The sequence below is a fragment of the Algibacter lectus genome (assembly GCF_004368925.1).
In the GTDB taxonomy this organism is placed as follows: domain Bacteria; phylum Bacteroidota; class Bacteroidia; order Flavobacteriales; family Flavobacteriaceae; genus Algibacter; species Algibacter lectus.
In genome coordinates this window covers 68,130-85,061 of sequence record NZ_SORL01000008.1, presented here as the reverse complement: position 1 = coordinate 85,061, position 16,932 = coordinate 68,130, and the positions used below count along the sequence as shown (strand labels likewise).

14 protein-coding genes are annotated in these 16,932 nt (G+C 33.6%); 3 read left to right on the top strand and 11 right to left on the bottom strand.

Going from position 1 to position 16,932, the window contains the following annotated elements; all coding sequences use genetic code 11:
• Positions 1-138: 138 nt before the first annotated feature.
• Positions 139-2,988: an aminomethyl-transferring glycine dehydrogenase gene (gene gcvP / locus DFQ06_RS08865; RefSeq protein ID WP_133967297.1), complete on the bottom strand. Its 2,850-nt coding sequence runs from the start codon at positions 2,986-2,988 to the stop codon at positions 139-141.
• A 55-nt stretch (positions 2,989-3,043) separates the two neighbouring features.
• Here gcvP and DFQ06_RS08860 point away from each other — a divergent pair, with 55 nt between their 5' ends.
• Positions 3,044-3,943, top strand: coding sequence for a UbiA prenyltransferase family protein (locus tag DFQ06_RS08860; RefSeq protein ID WP_235833516.1), 900 nt, complete (start codon positions 3,044-3,046; stop codon positions 3,941-3,943).
• Here the strand turns inward: DFQ06_RS08860 and DFQ06_RS08855 are convergent.
• The 7 genes from DFQ06_RS08855 to DFQ06_RS08825 all read right to left on the bottom strand — a co-directional run bounded on the left by DFQ06_RS08855 (position 3,940) and on the right by DFQ06_RS08825 (position 10,532).
• Positions 3,940-4,203, bottom strand: coding sequence for a hypothetical protein (locus tag DFQ06_RS08855; protein WP_042496631.1), 264 nt, complete (start codon positions 4,201-4,203; stop codon positions 3,940-3,942). The two genes, DFQ06_RS08860 and DFQ06_RS08855, sit on opposite strands and share 4 nt — an antisense overlap.
• A 2-nt stretch (positions 4,204-4,205) precedes the next feature.
• Positions 4,206-4,757 carry a sigma-70 family RNA polymerase sigma factor gene (locus DFQ06_RS08850; RefSeq protein ID WP_133967295.1) on the bottom strand — a complete coding sequence of 184 codons (552 nt, stop codon included), beginning with the start codon at positions 4,755-4,757 and terminating at the stop codon, positions 4,206-4,208.
• Positions 4,758-4,800: 43 nt separating this feature from the next.
• Positions 4,801-5,676, bottom strand: coding sequence for a methyltransferase domain-containing protein (locus DFQ06_RS08845; protein ID WP_074937037.1), 876 nt, complete (start codon positions 5,674-5,676; stop codon positions 4,801-4,803).
• Between the two features lie 8 nt (positions 5,677-5,684).
• On the bottom strand, positions 5,685-6,080 hold the full coding sequence (locus DFQ06_RS08840; protein WP_133967293.1) for a hypothetical protein: 396 nt from the start codon (positions 6,078-6,080) through the stop codon (positions 5,685-5,687).
• Between the two features lie 403 nt (positions 6,081-6,483).
• A complete protein-coding gene (locus tag DFQ06_RS08835) occupies positions 6,484-6,987 on the bottom strand; it encodes a GbsR/MarR family transcriptional regulator (RefSeq protein ID WP_042502621.1) in 504 nt (167 codons plus the stop codon).
• A gap of 67 nt (positions 6,988-7,054) precedes the next feature.
• The gene (locus DFQ06_RS08830; RefSeq protein WP_133967291.1) at positions 7,055-9,742 is read right to left on the bottom strand and encodes an AsmA-like C-terminal region-containing protein; all 2,688 of its coding nucleotides are present in this window, start codon (positions 9,740-9,742) and stop codon (positions 7,055-7,057) included.
• An 85-nt stretch (positions 9,743-9,827) separates the two neighbouring features.
• Entirely contained in the window at positions 9,828-10,532 is a 705-nt protein-coding gene (locus DFQ06_RS08825; protein ID WP_133967984.1) for a queuosine precursor transporter, read from the bottom strand.
• 73 nt (positions 10,533-10,605) lie between these two features.
• Between DFQ06_RS08825 and folK the strand changes: the two genes are divergently transcribed.
• Positions 10,606-11,733 (top strand): 2-amino-4-hydroxy-6-hydroxymethyldihydropteridine diphosphokinase, encoded by a 1,128-nt coding sequence (gene folK, locus DFQ06_RS08820; RefSeq protein WP_133967289.1) that lies wholly within the window; start codon positions 10,606-10,608, stop codon positions 11,731-11,733.
• A gap of 21 nt (positions 11,734-11,754) precedes the next feature.
• Here folK and DFQ06_RS08815 read toward each other — a convergent pair whose 3' ends face one another.
• The 3 genes from DFQ06_RS08815 to DFQ06_RS08805 form a co-directional block, all read right to left on the bottom strand.
• The gene (locus DFQ06_RS08815) at positions 11,755-12,414 is read right to left on the bottom strand and encodes a class I SAM-dependent methyltransferase (protein ID WP_231961833.1); all 660 of its coding nucleotides are present in this window, start codon (positions 12,412-12,414) and stop codon (positions 11,755-11,757) included.
• Positions 12,415-12,536: 122 nt separating this feature from the next.
• Positions 12,537-13,364 (bottom strand): cupin domain-containing protein, encoded by an 828-nt coding sequence (locus DFQ06_RS08810; protein ID WP_042502629.1) that lies wholly within the window; start codon positions 13,362-13,364, stop codon positions 12,537-12,539.
• 2 nt (positions 13,365-13,366) lie between these two features.
• Positions 13,367-13,906: an RNA methyltransferase gene (locus DFQ06_RS08805; protein WP_133967287.1), complete on the bottom strand. Its 540-nt coding sequence runs from the start codon at positions 13,904-13,906 to the stop codon at positions 13,367-13,369.
• Between the two features lie 319 nt (positions 13,907-14,225).
• Between DFQ06_RS08805 and mutS the strand changes: the two genes are divergently transcribed.
• Positions 14,226-16,838 carry a DNA mismatch repair protein MutS gene (gene mutS, locus DFQ06_RS08800; RefSeq protein WP_133967285.1) on the top strand — a complete coding sequence of 871 codons (2,613 nt, stop codon included), beginning with the start codon at positions 14,226-14,228 and terminating at the stop codon, positions 16,836-16,838.
• The last annotated feature ends 94 nt before the right edge of the window (positions 16,839-16,932 follow it).

Below are 16,932 nucleotides of genomic sequence, written 5' to 3'. Positions count from 1 at the left end.
AAATGTTATTCAATTTTGAGTTAATTCAATAACGAAAAAGACATAAAATTGCCGATATGGTTTATATATCGGCAATATAAAATCTTATTAAAAAAGATATAATTTATTTTCTATTATTTTACGATGTTCAAAGGGTGTTTACGCCTCCATATAAGCCTCTATAGGTGTACAAGAACATATTAAATTACGGTCACCGTAAGCATCATCTACACGACGAACGCTTGGCCAGAATTTGTTTTCTCTTACGTAATCTAGCGGAAATGCTGCTGTTTCGCGCGAGTAAGGAAAAATCCATTCGTCTGCCGTAATCATATCTAATGTGTGTGGTGCATTTTTTAAAACGTTGTTATTATCGTCTTTAGATACACTGTCTATTTCCTTTTTTATTGAGATCATAGCGTCACAAAAACGATCAATTTCAGCTTTACTTTCACTTTCTGTAGGTTCAATCATTAATGTTCCTGCAACTGGAAAAGAAACTGTTGGAGCATGGAAACCATAATCCATTAAACGTTTCGCGATGTCACTAACCTCAATACCGTTTGCTTTAAATGGACGACAATCTACAATCATTTCGTGAGCTGCACGTCCGCGTTCTCCAGAATATAATGTGTCGAAATTACCTTGTAAGCGTTGTTTGATATAGTTAGCGTTTAAAATGGCTATTCTAGTCGATTCTGTTAAACCTTCTGCACCTAACATTTTAATATAACCGTAAGAAATTAAGCAAGCTAAAGCAGAACCAAAAGGCGCTGCAGAAATAGCAGTAATGGCATTTTTTCCGCCTGTTTTTACAACAGGATTTCCTGGTAAAAATGGTACAAGTTGTTTGGCAACACAAATTGGACCAACACCTGGGCCACCACCTCCATGAGGGATAGCAAATGTTTTGTGTAAGTTTAAGTGACAAACATCGGCACCAATATTACCTGGGTTTGTTAAACCTACTTGTGCGTTCATGTTTGCACCATCCATATAAACTTGTCCGCCGTTATCGTGAATAAGTTGTGTAATTTCTTTAATAGCCGACTCGTAAACACCATGTGTAGATGGGTAAGTAACCATTAAGCAAGATAAATTATCCTTATGTAATTCCGCTTTTTCGCGTAAATCGTCTACATCAATATTTCCTTCTGCTGTAGATTTTGTTACAACCACTTTCATGCCAGCCATAACAGCACTTGCAGGGTTTGTTCCGTGTGCAGAAGAGGGTATTAAACAAATATTTCTGTGATGATCGTTACGAGATTCGTGATATGCTTTAATTACCATTAAACCAGCAAATTCACCTTGGGCACCAGAATTTGGTTGTAGTGATGTTGCTGCAAAGCCAGTAATTTCGGTAAGTTGATCTTCTAGTTCTTTAATTACTGTTAAATAACCTTTGGCTTGTTTAGCAGGAACAAATGGGTGAATGTTTGCCCATTTAAAAATACTTAACGGTAGCATTTCCGCGGCAGCGTTAAGTTTCATGGTACAAGAACCTAAAGAAATCATAGAGTGATTTAATGATAAATCTTTACGTTCTAGTAATTTTATATAACGCATTAATTCGGTTTCTGAATGATGTGTATTGAAAATATCACTAGTTAGAAATTCCGATTGACGCTGAATTTTTTCTTCAATATTATTTGAAGATTCAATAGAAGAAATTTTAATTGTTTTTTTATTTGCAGCCTTAGCAAATACAGAAATTAAATAGTTTATATCTCTAATTGAAGTGGTTTCGTTTATAGAAATAGTAACGGTTTTGCTATCTGGGTAGTATAAGTTCACCTTTTTCTCGGTGGCTACTTTCTTTATTTTTTTTGCTTTCGTTTTTATTTGAAGTGTATCGAAATAAGAAGAGTTAACTTGTTTGTATCCTAATTTTTCTAACGCTCCAGCCAACATAGCGGTTTTGTTATGTACTTTATTAGCAATATGCGTTAAGCCTTTTGGACCATGATAAACGGCATACATACTTGCCATAACGGCTAAAAGTACTTGTGCTGTACATATGTTTGATGTTGCTTTATCTCGCTTAATATGTTGCTCGCGTGTTTGCAAAGCCATACGTAAAGCGCGGTTGCCATTAGCATCTTTAGTAACACCAATAATACGACCTGGAAGATCACGTTTGTAAACTTCTTTAGTCGCAAAGTAAGCGGCGTGAGGACCTCCGTAACCCATTGGGATTCCGAAACGTTGTGTAGTTCCAAGAACAACATCTGCACCAAATTTACCTGGAGCTTCTAGTTTTACTAAGCTTAAAATATCGGCAGCAACGGCTACTTTTATTCTGTTATCATTCGCTTTTGAAATAAAAGATTTGATATCTGTAATTTGACCATCTTTTCCTGGGTATTGTAAAATAGCACCAAAAAAGGCGTCGGAAAAATCAAAATCTTCTTCTGCACCAACAACAAGTTCAATACCAATTGGGTTCGATCTTGTTTGTAGTAAAGACAGTGTTTGTGGTAATATGTTTTCTGAAACAAAAAACTTATTTACTCCTGCTTTTTTCTGATCACGTTCTCTAACTGCAAATAGTAAGCTCATAGCTTCAGCAGCAGCTGTACTTTCATCAAGCAGCGATGCGTTTGCAATTTCCATTCCTGTTAAATCAATAACCATGGTTTGGTAATTTAAAAGCGCTTCTAATCTACCTTGAGCAATTTCTGCTTGGTAAGGTGTGTAAGCCGTGTACCAACCTGGGTTTTCTAATATGTTACGCTGGATTACTGCAGGTAAGATATTAGGATGATAACCTAAACCAATATAAGTTTTATAGGCTTTGTTTTTTTTGGATAACTCATGAATGTGAAGTAAATACTCATGTTCTGTCATTGGTTCGTCCAAATCCAAACCTTTTTTTAAACGAATATCATCTGGAATGGTTTCGTAAATAAGCTGATCTAAAGAATCGGCACCAATGGTTGTTAACATTTTATTTTGGTCATCTGCTCTAGGACCAATATGACGCAAAGCGAAAGCGTTTGTATTCATTACAGTTACAATTTGTTATAGATTTCGCAAAAATAAATAATAATTGATGTTTATTATGGAAGAAAGGAGAAAGTTTTTAACCATTTACATGTGTTATCAACAGTTTGTTTATTTTTACGGCATGAGGCTCTTAAAGCAATTTTTTAATTTCTATTTGAATAGCAGTATTCACGTGGCTTTGTCTGTGTATGCGCTTACTTATGTTACACTTTTAGAGTTCGGTTTTTCTTATGAAAAAAATGTGCTTTGCTTTGTGTTTTATGCGTCAATTACTGGATATAATTTTGTTAAGTATTTTGGAGTGGCCAAATTTCATCATCGAGGCCTCGCAAGTTGGTTAAAAGCTATTCAGATTTTTTCGTTTTTTGCCTTTATTTTAATGTGCTATTATGGATTACAACTTAGCTTTTTTACTTTGTTGGGTATTGCAGGGTTTGGGGTGGTCACTTTTTTATATGCGATTCCGTTTTTGCCAAAACGTTTTTTTTTAGATCAGCAGAATAATTTACGTAGTATTGGCGGGCTTAAAATTTACTTAATTGGCCTAGTTTGGATGGGTGTAACGGTGTGTCTTCCTGTAATAGAAAATAAATATACAGTAGATACCGACGTGATTATAACAGCTATACAGCGCTACCTTTATGTATTGGTGCTTATGCTGCCTTTTGAAATTAGAGATTTACAATACGATAGTTTAAAACTATCTACCGTACCTCAAAAAATAGGTATTAAAGGAACTAAGTTAATGGGTATGGTTCTGTTGGTAGTGTTTTTTTTATTAGAGTTTTTTAAAGATGAAACGCATCAAATAAAAATAATGGTATTACTAATATTATCGATACTTACAGCAGTATTTTTATTGTGGTCTAGCAAAAAACAAAGTATTTATTATGCTTCGTTTTGGGTAGAAGCTTTACCTGTTTTTTGGCTAGTACTTATGTTGTTTTTCGACTAATGTAACTGTTCTTTTAAAGCTTTTTCTAAATCTTTTTTCATGTCTTCCTTACATTTTGGGTCTAAGCATTCTAGCTCAGCAGCTTCAATACGTTTAGTTAACTTAGCGTTGTTTTTAGAATAGCCTCTGCATGCTTTGCAGTATATTAAATGCAGATTCAGCTTTATCTTTTCTAATAAAGATGCTTCTTTATATTGCGATTTGTCGCAAACGTGGTTTGCTTCGTCGCAGGGCATGAATATGTTTATTTTTTTACTCATAATTAAAACCAATTTTCTTTTAAGCAATCGGCCATAGCAGTTCGTGCTCGGTGGATAATTACCCATAGGTTAGACGCAGTGATATTAAGTTCATTACAAATCACCTCAGTTTCATAATTTAATACTGTTTTCATTTTAAAAACGTTGGCCTGTTTCTTTGGTAATTTACTTAAGCAATTATGTATAGCGTCGCCTAACTCACTGTTTTGCATGCTGTCTTCGGCTGTTTTATCGAACGGGTCGGCAACACGTTCTTCGAGCCAGTCGCCTTCAGATTCTGCATCGTTATATTGAATTCTAACTTCTGCTTTTCCTTTATTTGAGTTTATTTTTCGGTAATGATCAATGATTTTTCGTTTTAAAATGGAAATCAGCCAAGTGCGTTCACTTGCTTCTCCTTTAAAGTTTTTCATTGATTTTAACCCTGCCAAAAATGTGTCTTGCACCAAATCTTGAGCGATTTCTCTATCGCTTACGCGGGTTACTGTGTAGTTAAACAAGTAATCTGCGTATAAATCGATCCACTTATCGGGATGTATTTCGTGTTTGGGCATAGTGTACAATTTTCACCAAAAATAAGGTAAAAAAATGAATTTATTATTTGGTGCAACTAATAATGTAATAACCAAAGCTTTTAAAGTGTAATCCAGAAAGTAAGGCGTAAAAAGATCCTTTTAGGTTATGTAGGCTTTCTCGTTTTAATGTTTTTGATGCGAATAGTTTTTTTAAGATGAAACCTGTGATAGCAAAAGGAACGTGTAATACAGAAGGCGCAACTTTAAATGATGTGTTTTCTATTTTAATGTCTTTAAAACCTTGCTCTGTTAGCTTGTTAACCATGTTTTCGATGGTTTCTAACTTTTCTAAACTCCAATGATCACAAAGGCTTTTGTAAGCAAGCTTGCTGGTATGTTGTAATGTTGAAGCTTGTTTTTTTAAGAAAGCATCGGCAATGACCAATCTTCCATTTGGTTTTAAAACGCGATAAGCTTCTTTAATAGATTTATCACTATGTCCAGAATGGCAAAAGCTTTCTATGGCTAAGGCCGCATTGAATGTGTTTGAAGGAAATGATGTGTTGTTATAATTTTCTTTTAAAATGTTTCCTCTATAATTTTTAAGAAGCATGTTTCCTTGTTGCATTTGAAATTCTGATAAGGTAACTCCAAAAGCAGATAAGTTTTTTTTATTTTTTAAAGCATAACGCATGGTGCCTCCCATACCGCAGCCCATATCTATTAATGAAGCTTTTTTATTAGTTAAGTTCAATCTTTTTATTACTTGATTATTCATTTCGTTTAACATAGAATCTCTCTTGAAGGGATTTGTTTTAAAAGGAATAAAATACCCAAAGTGCATGTTGAAATCTTTGCTCCAAAATTCGTAGTCTTCGGTAGCTTCGTTATAGAAATCAATCATCTCTATACGGTTCGTTTCAGGGCTTTTTTCTAAATTAATGGTTGCGGTAGTCATAGGTTTTGTTATTGAAGTTGAACTTTAGTGTTTGCTTTTAAAGACTGTCTAGATTTGCTTCTTCCTCTAAAAAAGAAATATAAATTTAAGAACAGTATCACGCCTAGATAGATAGAAAAGGCGCCTATTTTTTTACTTAATATTTCAATGATTGATTGGTAAGTAGGGCCTTCTTGTGCTTGATAAGTTATTTTTAGAATTAACATAGCCCAACCTATATTGATAAGATAAAAACCTATTTCGAATAATTTGTTTGTTGCCAATGCGATGTCTTCTTTGCCTTTAAAAATATCAATCATAAAGAGTTTTCCATTTTTAAATAGCATTTTGGAAACGTAGATTGTTAAGGCGATAACAATTGGTAAATAGATTAAGTAAGCGATAATAATTTTAGAATTTTCCATGATGTATTGATTTTGATTTTACAAGAAAGGTGAGCCAAAAAACATTGTTGTAGTGTAAAATGGCTAACCCGAGAATAATGATGCCTAAGCGGTAGCTTAGCGAGTTAATAATTTGAATTATTGAATTTAATTGTTCCCAATATGCAATTGAGAAAATGGCATAACCAAGGTTAGTGAGATAGTAGCCAATAAGTAAAATGTTGTTTATGTTTTTTACCAGTTGGGTGTTTTGTTGAAATAAATGAATGAGGTATATTTCTCCGTGCGTGTAGAACAACCAACCAATTTTTATCATGATAAAAAAGATGATGGGGAGGTAAATGCTATATGTAAGAAGATTATAATTCATTTTCTAAACATTTTAAACTTTCAGAAATTACTGAAAGTATTATTTAAATTTTTTTTATTTGATGAGTTTCAATAATGATTTAGTGATCCAAGTTTGTTCTTGGTTTACAATTTTATTCATCATCGCATCAGCAGTTTCAGCTAAATCATGCAAAGCTTTGGTTTGTTTAATAAGTTCTCTTGTTTTTTCAGTACCATCATCTTTTATCGAGGATACGTCTTTTAAAACTTTAATAACAGGCTTTATTTCACGACGGCTACGTTCTTTTGCAATATGTCTGGCAAGTTCTTGTACATCTTTTTCAGTAGAAAAATACTCCTTACGTTCTCCTGGAATAAGCTCTTTTGTAACAATACCCCAATCCATAAGTTGACGCAAATTCATGCTTGTGTTACCACGGGAGATTTTGAGTTCCGCCATAATTTCTTCCATGGATAAGGGTTTAGTAGAAATAAAAAGCAAAGATTGTATTTGCGCCATAGCTTTGTTTATGCCCCAAAGTGTGCCTAAACTTCCCCATGTGCTAATAAACTTATCTTTTGCTTCTTGGTATTCCATACCGCAAATATATATAATATTTCTGAACTTTCAATAATTATTGAAAGTTTATTTTTGCTGATCAAAATTATTTAACCGTATCCTTCGTCTTTTTCTTTAAGAAACCACCAAGTACATTTTTTACAGCATTTGTAGTGTTATTGCTAGGTGTGGTTTGAGTAGAATCTGTTTTAGTTGTTTTATTGCCAATAATACCTCCTAAAACATCTTTAACAGCATTAGTTTGTTCTGTTTTAGTAGAGTCTGTTTTTGTTTTATTACCATTAATAATACCACCAATTAGGTCTGTAACTTTGTCTTTTCCTTTATTAAGAAGTTTTTGTTTTTCTATTTCAACAAGTTGTTTTGTTAGGTTGGTAACACCACTTGTTAAATCGGTTTTTACAGTCGGACTCGTGTAAGACCCGCCAATATTTGCAGTAACCGGAATGGTAATGTTGTTAGCCTCTTCGCTATCAATTTTACTAATAAGCGATGTAATATCCGAGCCGAGGTATTTTGCTGGCACATTAAAAATAGCGTTGTAATTTAATGTTTGATCAAAACCATGAGCACCAGAAACGGTAATGGCAATATCTTTATATTTTAAATCGAAAGGTTTTACGCTTACTTGCCCATTGGCAAATTCTAACTTGGTTTTTAGATCTTTTAAATCGAGTTTGGTAAAGTCTATAAAGCTTAACGAGTTTTCAAGTTTACTTAAAAGGCCGCTTTCGTTTTCAGATAGGTTTGTTGTTAATAATTCTGCTAGTGCATTACCCGAAACGGTGCTTAAATTTGGAGCAAAATCTTTATCTAAACTTCCTGATAAATTAATAGTTGTGTTTAGTTTTCCTTGTAAAATTTTGGCAATAGGAGCCAGGTTTTGAAGTAGTTCTAAACCCTTAAAAGATTTTGAAATATCGAAATCGTTAGCGCCTAAGTTAAAATTAAATGTAGGTGTTTCTGTTTTAGTTGAAACGTCTCCTGAGATTGAAAGCGCTCCATCAAAAATACTTGATGATACGTTGCTTAACGTTGCAGCTTCATCTTTAATTAATAATTTCCCTTTAACATCGGTTAACGTTAAATTATCATAAATTACGGTTTTAGCATTGGCGTTTATAGTGCAATCTAAAAAAGCAGGGATTTTTAAGGCTTCCGTTTCTGTTGGAGTTTGTGTTTTTGTTTCGGTTGAAGCTGTTTCGCTTTCCGACATAAAATCACTCATTTTAAAAAGGTTCGAATTTAAATCGAAATTACCTTTTAGTGTAGTATCACTAAGTACAAAACCTAGTAAGTTGTTTATAGTTCCGCTAGCATTTAAATCACTTTCACCTGTTTTTGCTTTAAAATGATTTAGTGAAACGGTTTGAGGATTAAAGGTTAAATCTGCTTCTGAAATTTCTAGAGGGTTTGCCATATCTTCAGAAGTATATACAAAATTACTAAGGCTAGCAGTTCCGCTACTTTTAATGCGTTCAAAGGCATTAGTTTCAATCGCATTCATATCAAAAGCCGTGCTTAATTTTGCTTTTAAAATACCTGTAAGTGGACTTGCTAATTCAACAGGGTATGCTTTTGTGATATTAGCTAAGTTTAAAACACCGTCTAAATTGGCACTTACAAGCATGTTTTTAGTTATGTTTTTTATGCTGGCAGACGATTTAAAAACATCGTCGTCTATTTTAAAGTTCAAGGTTTTTATATCAACAAAAGTGTCGTCTAAAAAACCTGTTGTGTTTTTTATAGAGGTGTTAATTACAATGTTTGTTACGCTTTTTGGTAAATCGGGATATTTAAAAGACGCATTGTTCGAGGCGATATTAATATCTAATTTAGGAATGGTTTTATCAGAATTAATACCTTTTACAATACCATTAATAGTAAAGTCTCCACTAGTTTGTACGCCATCTAAACTGCCTGAATACGTTTCTGGAATTAAGGCTAAGAAATTTTTGAAATCAGATTCTGGGTTTTTAAATGTTAAATCGATATTCTGACCTTCATCTAATAACTGAACAAAACCATCAAATTCTATTGGTAATTTATTGATGTAGCCTTTATTTTCTTTAAAAGTGTATTTGCTATTTGTTAAGTCTAAATCTATTAAAGCATCAAGTTTTATGGCATTATGGTTTAGGTAATTTGTGCCGTCCATGGTGAAGCTAACATTGGCTTCTGTTTCAGTATCGAGTTCCGATGTTTCTCCCGAAAAAGTTCCGCTTCCGGTATGGTTTAGCTCTGAGATTTGCATCATCATTTTAGAACTTTCATCTATATAATCAAAACCACTATTTTTTATGCTGTATTCGTCTATGCTGAAAGTAAAACTGCTGCCAGTCGTGTCTGTTGTTGTTTCAGTTTCGCTAGCTTTGGCAATATCGTAATTGGTTTGTCCTTCTGCATTGGTTTTTAAAGTAATCATTGCTTCATCTACAAAAATGCTATTCACAACAATAGGCTCTTCACCTGCTGTTTTAAATAATTCGGGTATAGACACGGTAAACGCAATAGATTTTGCTGCTACCAAGGTGTCGCCTTTAAAAGGTTCAAAATTGGTAATAACAAAATCGTTTATACCAACGTGGGCCTCAGGAAAGTTACGGATAAAGCTTAGGCTTACATCGCTAAATTCTACTTGAGCATTTACATTATCATTTATAAATTGTTTTACAATGCCTTGAATTTTTCCTTGGAAAACAAAAGGAATCGTGATTAATAATATAAGTACGGTAAGTATGGTAAAACCGGTGATTTTTAAAACTTTCTTCATAATGAGCTGTTTGTAAAAATATTTACGTAAAAAACGTGTTAGGGGATGAAATTAAGGGCGGATTTAAGTTAATTTTAACGCAATTCTAAAGTAAATCTATTTCTTGGTTTATTTTTAAATTGAATCGTTTTCTAAACAAAAATACGCCTAAATATAAAAAAGGAGTATCTAAAAATGCAATAATCACTTTAAAAAGAAAACCACTTAGTAGTAAACCCAAAAAGCGATCCCAGGCAATAATTTCGAAAATGCAAAGCAATCCAACTACGGTAAAGGTGTCAATAAATTGAGATAAGAAGGTTGAAAAGTTATTCCGAAGCCATAAATGTTTGCCTTTTGTAAGTCGTTTCCAGAAATGATAAATTTGAATATCTATAAATTGAGCAAATAAATAAGCCATCATGCTTGCAAATACAGCTAAAACAGTATTGCCAAATACGGTGTTAAACATGTTGTTTTTTACTGGAGACCATGGTGTTGCGGGAACAATGCTAGAAACATAAACAATTAAAAGTGAGAAAAACGAAGCGAAAATTCCGGCTGTTACAATTTGGTTGGCGCGCTTTTTCCCATAAATTTCACTTATTAAATCGGTGATTAAGAAAGTAATAGGGTAGGGAAGTATGCCAACAGAAACTTCGAAAAGTTTAGATCCAAAAATTTCAACATCAAAAGGATGCCAGTAAAAAAATTTCTGAAAAATAAGATTAGAAACTACTAAAGAGGTAATAAATAAGGCTCCCAAAAGCATGTAAATTCGTTGGGCAGCGAGTTTGTCTTTTAAAGTCATATAAAGTTGTGAATAAATACCTCGTGTAAATATACAATGAAACCATTTAGTTTTCATTATTTTGCCGATACTTATGACGAAACCAAGAACATTTCATATTGCATTAGGAAGTAATAAAGGCGATAAATTTAAAAATTTGCAAAACGCCGTCGATGCTATTTATCAACAGATAGGTAGTGTTAAGTTGATTTCTAAAGTGTATAAATCGCCAGCTTTTGGTTTTGAAAGTGAAGATTTTTTAAATTGTTGTTTGGTTTTAGAGAGTGATTTAGAGCCACAATATGTTCTAGATCTGTTGTTAACTATTGAAACAGATTTAGGAAGAACACGAAAATTAAAAGATGCTTACGAAGCTCGAATAATAGATTTAGATATTGTTTTATTTGAAGATGAAATAATAAACACTGAAACGTTGCAGGTACCACACCCAGAAATGCAAAAACGAAAGTTTGTTTTATTGCCGCTTAACGATGTTGCTGCAAAAGTGAAACATGCTAAACTTGGAAAAACAGTAGCTGAGTTATTGGCAGCTTGTAAAGATGATTCGGTTTTGGAGCCCATAAATATTTGGTTAAAAAACCCAACTAAATCGCTCGATTTTTCTAAATACAATTACATCGCTATTGAAGGAAATATCGGTGCAGGTAAAACCAGTTTGGCTAATAAAATAGCGCAGGATTTTAACGCGAGACTGCTTATGGAGCGTTTTGCAGATAATCCGTTTTTACCTAAGTTTTATAACGATGCGCAGCGTTATGCTTTTACTTTAGAGATGTCTTTTCTAGCTGATAGATATCAACAAATCTCAGAAGATTTGGCACAACTCGATTTGTTTAAGCAATTTGTAGTGAGTGATTACGATGTTTTTAAATCTCTTATTTTTTCTAAAATCACCTTAAATAACGACGAGTATGGTTTGTACCGGAAGTTGTTTTATTTAATGTATAAAGATATCCCAAAGCCGGAATTGTACATTTATTTATATCAAAATACTGAGCGTTTACAGCAAAATATTAAAAAACGCGGACGCGATTACGAACAAAATATAGCAGACGATTATCTTGAAAAAATTAACTCGGGTTATTTAGAGTTCTTAAAAAGCCAGAAGAATTTTAATGTAAAAATTATCGATATTTCTAATCGAGATTTTGTTGCAAATAGAAGTGATTACCTTTGGGTTTTAGGTGAAATTTGTGAGTAGAGTATTTAGAATTTTTTTTAATTAAAACATCTCAAGCAACTTCGTTACAATACGTCCTTTGTGTTGCTCTAAATTATATTCTCCGAGTATAGTTTCTGTTTTAATCTTTAAATTAAAAGGTGCTTCTAATAAGTTAACTCCACTATTCTGTTTCAGCCTGATACCTTGTCCAGAAATAATATCTTTATTGGGTTTAAAGTCGCCTAGAGGTAAGTGTTCTGTGAGTATAATGTATTTGTAATTCGTTAATTTTTCTACTACATTTTTTATTTCTGCATTAGATAAATGCTGTAATACTTGGCGAACAATAATACAGTCGCTCATTGGAAGTTCATCTTTAGCAATATCTAGACAATGGAATTCTAAATTGTTAGCTTGATGTATTTGTTTATTTCTTTCAATAAGGTTTTCTACAATATCTATAGCAATATATTTTTTGGTGAATTGCGTAAGTTGTTTGCCAATATTGAAATCACCACAACCTAAATCGCAGACTGTTAAATTTTTGTTGTGCGATTCTAAAAAAGCAGTTAAAACATCTAAATACGGATTTACTATATCAGGGTTGTGAGAGCCAGATCCAGAATAGAAATCGAATTCACTGCCGCCCCAAAGGTTCAATTCGTAAATCTGATTCATGGCATCTTTTGTTGGCCATGGTTTTTTAGCTTTTTTGGTCACCTCTTTAAAGTTTTTCAGGTTTCATTATAACAAAAATGCAAACTAAATTTTTGTAACCCTTAATAAATCAGGTTTTCAAAAACTTAGTTTGCACTATGCGTTTAATTTAAAAAAAGAAGTTTTTATTTTTCTTCCTTGTTATGTGTTTCTAGCCAAGCTTCTCCGTCTTTATCAACAAAGAAATCCATCCAAACATAATACATTTCATTATCCGCTTCTACACTCACCGAGTGGCTCGAACCTCTCGGAATGTGTAATAAAGAGTATTCAGGAAAATCAACCTGAGCTTCATCGGCATAAACAACACTGTTATTATCCGTAAGACCTAAAAATAATTGCTCTAGCATGCCGTGTACGTGCGCACCAACTTTGTCCGGGCCAATAGTTCTAACTGTCCCCATAGCCACTCTTGGTATGTACTTGTTAGGTAATATAGTTCTACTTGTTGTTTGCGGACTTTTAATAGGTTCCGTATACGATTCGCAATCGGTAAACTGTTTAAAGTAAATAGTGTCTACGTTTTCTTTCGGGAACGTTTTAATATCTACAATATCTAATTCCGTTTGTAAAACCGATATTTTAAGATAATGTAGTGTTTCGTTCTCATTAGCTTTAAATTCAATATCATCAACATTGTTCGGTAACATAATAGTTTCCGGTACAATCTCGTAAGTTTTACCACCAGAAGTTAATGTTGCATTACCAGTTATAAATAAATAAATGGTTTTGTGCGTGTCATTAATATCTACCTTTTGGGTAATATCGCTATTAATGGTAATGTGTTCGGTAGTGACACCGTCAATCTCATCGGTTAAAATGTTTTTACTTTGTTCTTGCTGGTCTTTTTGCATGTCCATATCAAGATGCTTGATAGGGATTTCTTGCGCGTAAACTGCAGCGGCAGCGAAAAGAAGCGCTGCTAAAATGGATAATTTTAAATTAATTTTCATTGTTAGTTAAATTGGTTTACCAATTTACTAAATATATTCCAAACAACAACACCACAACTCACAGAAATGTTTAAAGAATGTTTTGTGCCGTACTGCGGAATCTCAATAACCACATCACTAGCGCTAACCACATTTTGTGCTACACCCTTAACTTCGTTACCAAAAACAAGTGCGTATTTCGTATTCTCCTCTGGAGTAAAATTGTTAAGCATGGTTGCATTTTCAGCTTGCTCAATGGAACAGATTTTTACTTTATCTGCTTTAAGTTTTTCAACCAAATCCATGGTGTTTTCAACGTGTTCCCAAGCTACGGTGTCCGTGCTTCCAAGTGCAGTTTTATGTATGTCTTTATGTGGTGGCGTTGCGGTAATACCACAGAGGTAAATTTTCTCAACTAAAAAGGCATCACTGGTTCTAAACACCGAACCAATATTATTTAAGCTTCTAATATTATCTAGAACAATAATAATAGGTGTTTTTTTAGCCTCTTTAAAAGCATCAACACTCAGTCTGTCTAGTTCGTTGTTTTTTAATTTACGCATGGTACATTGTATGTTTTTTATTTCCGCGAAAGCGAAAACCTATCTAAATTTTAACGTGTTTATTTCTTTTGGCGTTCCCCAAGGGTCGGGCTTGCACTACTCGCTTTTTTGTGTTGCATAGGTGCAACCACACAAAAAGAGCTCAAACAGGCCGTTTAATCCCTAACGCGCCATTGTTGTGTGCTTACTCCGTTCTAATATTCGGTTTAATAAATAACAATCGTGAATTTGTGAACAAATAGCAATAACTTCTATGGTTTCAACTTCAAAAAAAATAGAATAATAGTTACTTTAGCAAACTTACTAAAACAGAAAACCATTGGCAACAAAAAGTAAAAAAGTAACACCGTTAATGAAACAGTACAACGCCATCAAGGCTAAATATCCTGATGCTTTGTTGCTGTTTAGAGTGGGCGATTTTTACGAAACCTTTGGTTCCGATGCTGTAAAAACAGCAGGAATTTTAGGTATTATTTTAACCAAGCGTGGTGCAGGTAGCGAAAGCGAGATTGAATTGGCTGGTTTTCCGCACCATTCATTAAATACTTATTTACCTAAACTGGTAAAGGCCGGCGAGCGTGTTGCTATTTGCGACCAGCTCGAAGATCCAAAGCAAACCAAAAACATTGTAAAGCGTGGTGTAACCGAGTTGGTAACACCTGGTGTGGCTTTAAATGATGAGGTTTTAGTGTCTAAATCGAACAATTTTTTATGTTCGGTTTATTTTGATAAAAAATATATAGGAATTTCGTTTTTAGATATTTCTACCGGTGAGTTTTTAACATCGCAAGGTAATGCGGAGTATATCGATAAATTACTTCAAAATTTTAACCCCAGTGAAGTTTTAGTTTCTAAACAAAAACGCGCTAAGTTTAATGAAACCTTTGGAGAAGATTTTCATACCTTTTATTTAGAAGATTGGGTATATCAAACTGATTACGCCTACGAAACCTTAATAAAACACTTTGATACTAAAACATTAAAAGGTTTTGGTATAGAAGATTTGTATGAAGGGATTATTGCTTCGGGTTCTATTTTGCATTATTTAGGAGAAACTCAGCATCATAAATTACAGCATATTACGTCTATTTCGCGTATTGCGGAAGATGATTATGTGTGGATGGATCGTTTTACCATTCGTAATCTAGAACTTTATAATTCTACAAATAATAATGCCGTAACCCTTTTAAACGTTATAGATAAAACTATTTCGCCAATGGGTGGTAGGCTTTTAAAACGTTGGTTGGCTTTGCCATTAAAAAATGTGGCAAAAATAAAACAACGCCATGAAGTGGTTAAGTTTTTAACAACAGAAGATGTTACGCTGCAAACCATTCAAAACCACATAAAGAGTATTGGAGATTTGGAGCGCTTAATTTCTAAAGTGGCTACAACTAAAGTGAATCCGCGAGAGGTTATTCAACTTAAAAATTCATTAGAAGCTATTGTGCCAATAAAAACGTTGGCTACCAATTGCGATAACGAATCGTTGAAAATTATTGGAGATACGTTGCAGAGTTGCGAAGTGCTTCGTGCTAAAATTATAGAAACTCTAAATGAAGAGGCTCCTGTAAATGTTTTAAAAGGAAATAGTATTGCCGAAGGTTTTTCTAAAGAATTAGATGAGTTACGAGCGCTTTCTACTTCTGGAAAAGATTATTTAAACGGTATGTTGGCCCGCGAAAGTGAACGTACCGGTATTACATCGCTTAAAATAGCATCAAACAATGTGTTTGGTTACTATATAGAGGTGCGAAATACGCATAAAGATAAAGTGCCAGAAGAATGGATTAGAAAACAAACTTTGGTAAATGCCGAACGTTATATTACTGAGGAGTTAAAAGAGTACGAAGCCAAAATTTTAGGTGCCGAAGATAAAATACAAGCCATTGAGCAAAAACTATTTGCTGAATTGGTAAGTTGGATGAATCAATATATAAAGGCTGTTCAACAAAACGCTTATTTAATAGGGCAAATAGATTGTTTATGCGGTTTTGCACAGTTAGCAAAAGATAATAGTTACATCTATCCTGTAATAGATGAGTCTCACGATTTAGAAATTAAGGAAGGTCGTCACCCTGTAATTGAGAAACAATTGCCTATTGGTGAAGCTTATATTGCCAACGATGTGTTTTTAGATAGAACCACACAACAACTTATCATGATTACTGGGCCTAACATGTCTGGTAAGTCGGCTATTTTACGTCAAACAGCACTTATTGTGCTCTTGGCTCAAATGGGAAGTTTTGTGCCTGCAAAAGAAGCTAGAATAGGTTTGGTAGATAAAATATTTACTAGAGTAGGTGCTAGTGATAATATTTCGATGGGTGAATCTACTTTTATGGTAGAGATGAACGAAACGGCGTCTATTCTAAATAACATATCTGAACGTAGTTTGGTGCTTTTAGATGAAATTGGACGTGGTACAAGTACATACGATGGTATTTCTATTGCTTGGGCTATTAGTGAATACTTGCACGAGCATCCGGCAAAACCTAAAACGTTATTTGCAACACATTACCATGAGTTGAATGAAATGACAGAAACTTTTGGACGCATTAAAAACTTTAATGTTTCTGTAAAAGAATTAAAAGACAATGTACTTTTCTTGAGAAAGCTAGTTGAAGGCGGAAGTGCACATAGTTTTGGTATACATGTGGCAAAAATGGCGGGTATGCCTCAGCAAGTTTTACACCGTGCGAATAAAATTTTAGAGAAATTAGAGAAGTCGCATTCTAGTGAAGAACTCACAAATAAAGTAAAATCGATGCAAGACGATATGCAGCTCAGTTTTTTTAATTTAGACGACCCATTACTGGAAAATATAAAAGACGAAATATTAGATATTGATATTGATACACTTACACCGGTAGAAGCGCTTATGAAACTGAATGAAATTAAGCGAATGCTGGTGAAGAAAAAGCAGGTTTAAAAAGTTTTTTAATTTTTTTTTGAAAAAGGCTTTGGTAATCCAATAAAAGTCTTAAATTTGCAACCGCAATAGCAATATTGCTCGTTCATTAAAA

Excerpts from the sequence above, each read along its gene's own strand:
- DFQ06_RS08830 (WP_133967291.1), bottom strand. The coding sequence starts at position 9,742 with ATGAAGAAAGTTTTAAAAATCACCGGTTTTACCATACTTACCGTACTT.
- DFQ06_RS08825 (WP_133967984.1), bottom strand. The coding sequence starts at position 10,532 with ATGACTTTAAAAGACAAACTCGCTGCCCAACGAATTTACATGCTTTTG.
- DFQ06_RS08850 (WP_133967295.1), bottom strand. The coding sequence starts at position 4,757 with ATGCCCAAACACGAAATACATCCCGATAAGTGGATCGATTTATACGCA.
- DFQ06_RS08840 (WP_133967293.1), bottom strand. The coding sequence starts at position 6,080 with ATGGAAAATTCTAAAATTATTATCGCTTACTTAATCTATTTACCAATT.
- DFQ06_RS08835 (WP_042502621.1), bottom strand. The coding sequence starts at position 6,987 with ATGGAATACCAAGAAGCAAAAGATAAGTTTATTAGCACATGGGGAAGT.
- DFQ06_RS08845 (WP_074937037.1), bottom strand. The coding sequence starts at position 5,676 with ATGACTACCGCAACCATTAATTTAGAAAAAAGCCCTGAAACGAACCGT.
- DFQ06_RS08810 (WP_042502629.1), bottom strand. The coding sequence starts at position 13,364 with ATGAAAATTAATTTAAAATTATCCATTTTAGCAGCGCTTCTTTTCGCT.
- DFQ06_RS08805 (WP_133967287.1), bottom strand. The coding sequence starts at position 13,906 with ATGCGTAAATTAAAAAACAACGAACTAGACAGACTGAGTGTTGATGCT.
- DFQ06_RS08855 (WP_042496631.1), bottom strand. The coding sequence starts at position 4,203 with ATGAGTAAAAAAATAAACATATTCATGCCCTGCGACGAAGCAAACCAC.
- gcvP (WP_133967297.1), bottom strand. The coding sequence starts at position 2,988 with ATGAATACAAACGCTTTCGCTTTGCGTCATATTGGTCCTAGAGCAGAT.
- folK (WP_133967289.1), top strand. The coding sequence starts at position 10,606 with ATGACGAAACCAAGAACATTTCATATTGCATTAGGAAGTAATAAAGGC.
- DFQ06_RS08860 (WP_235833516.1), top strand. The coding sequence starts at position 3,044 with ATGGAAGAAAGGAGAAAGTTTTTAACCATTTACATGTGTTATCAACAG.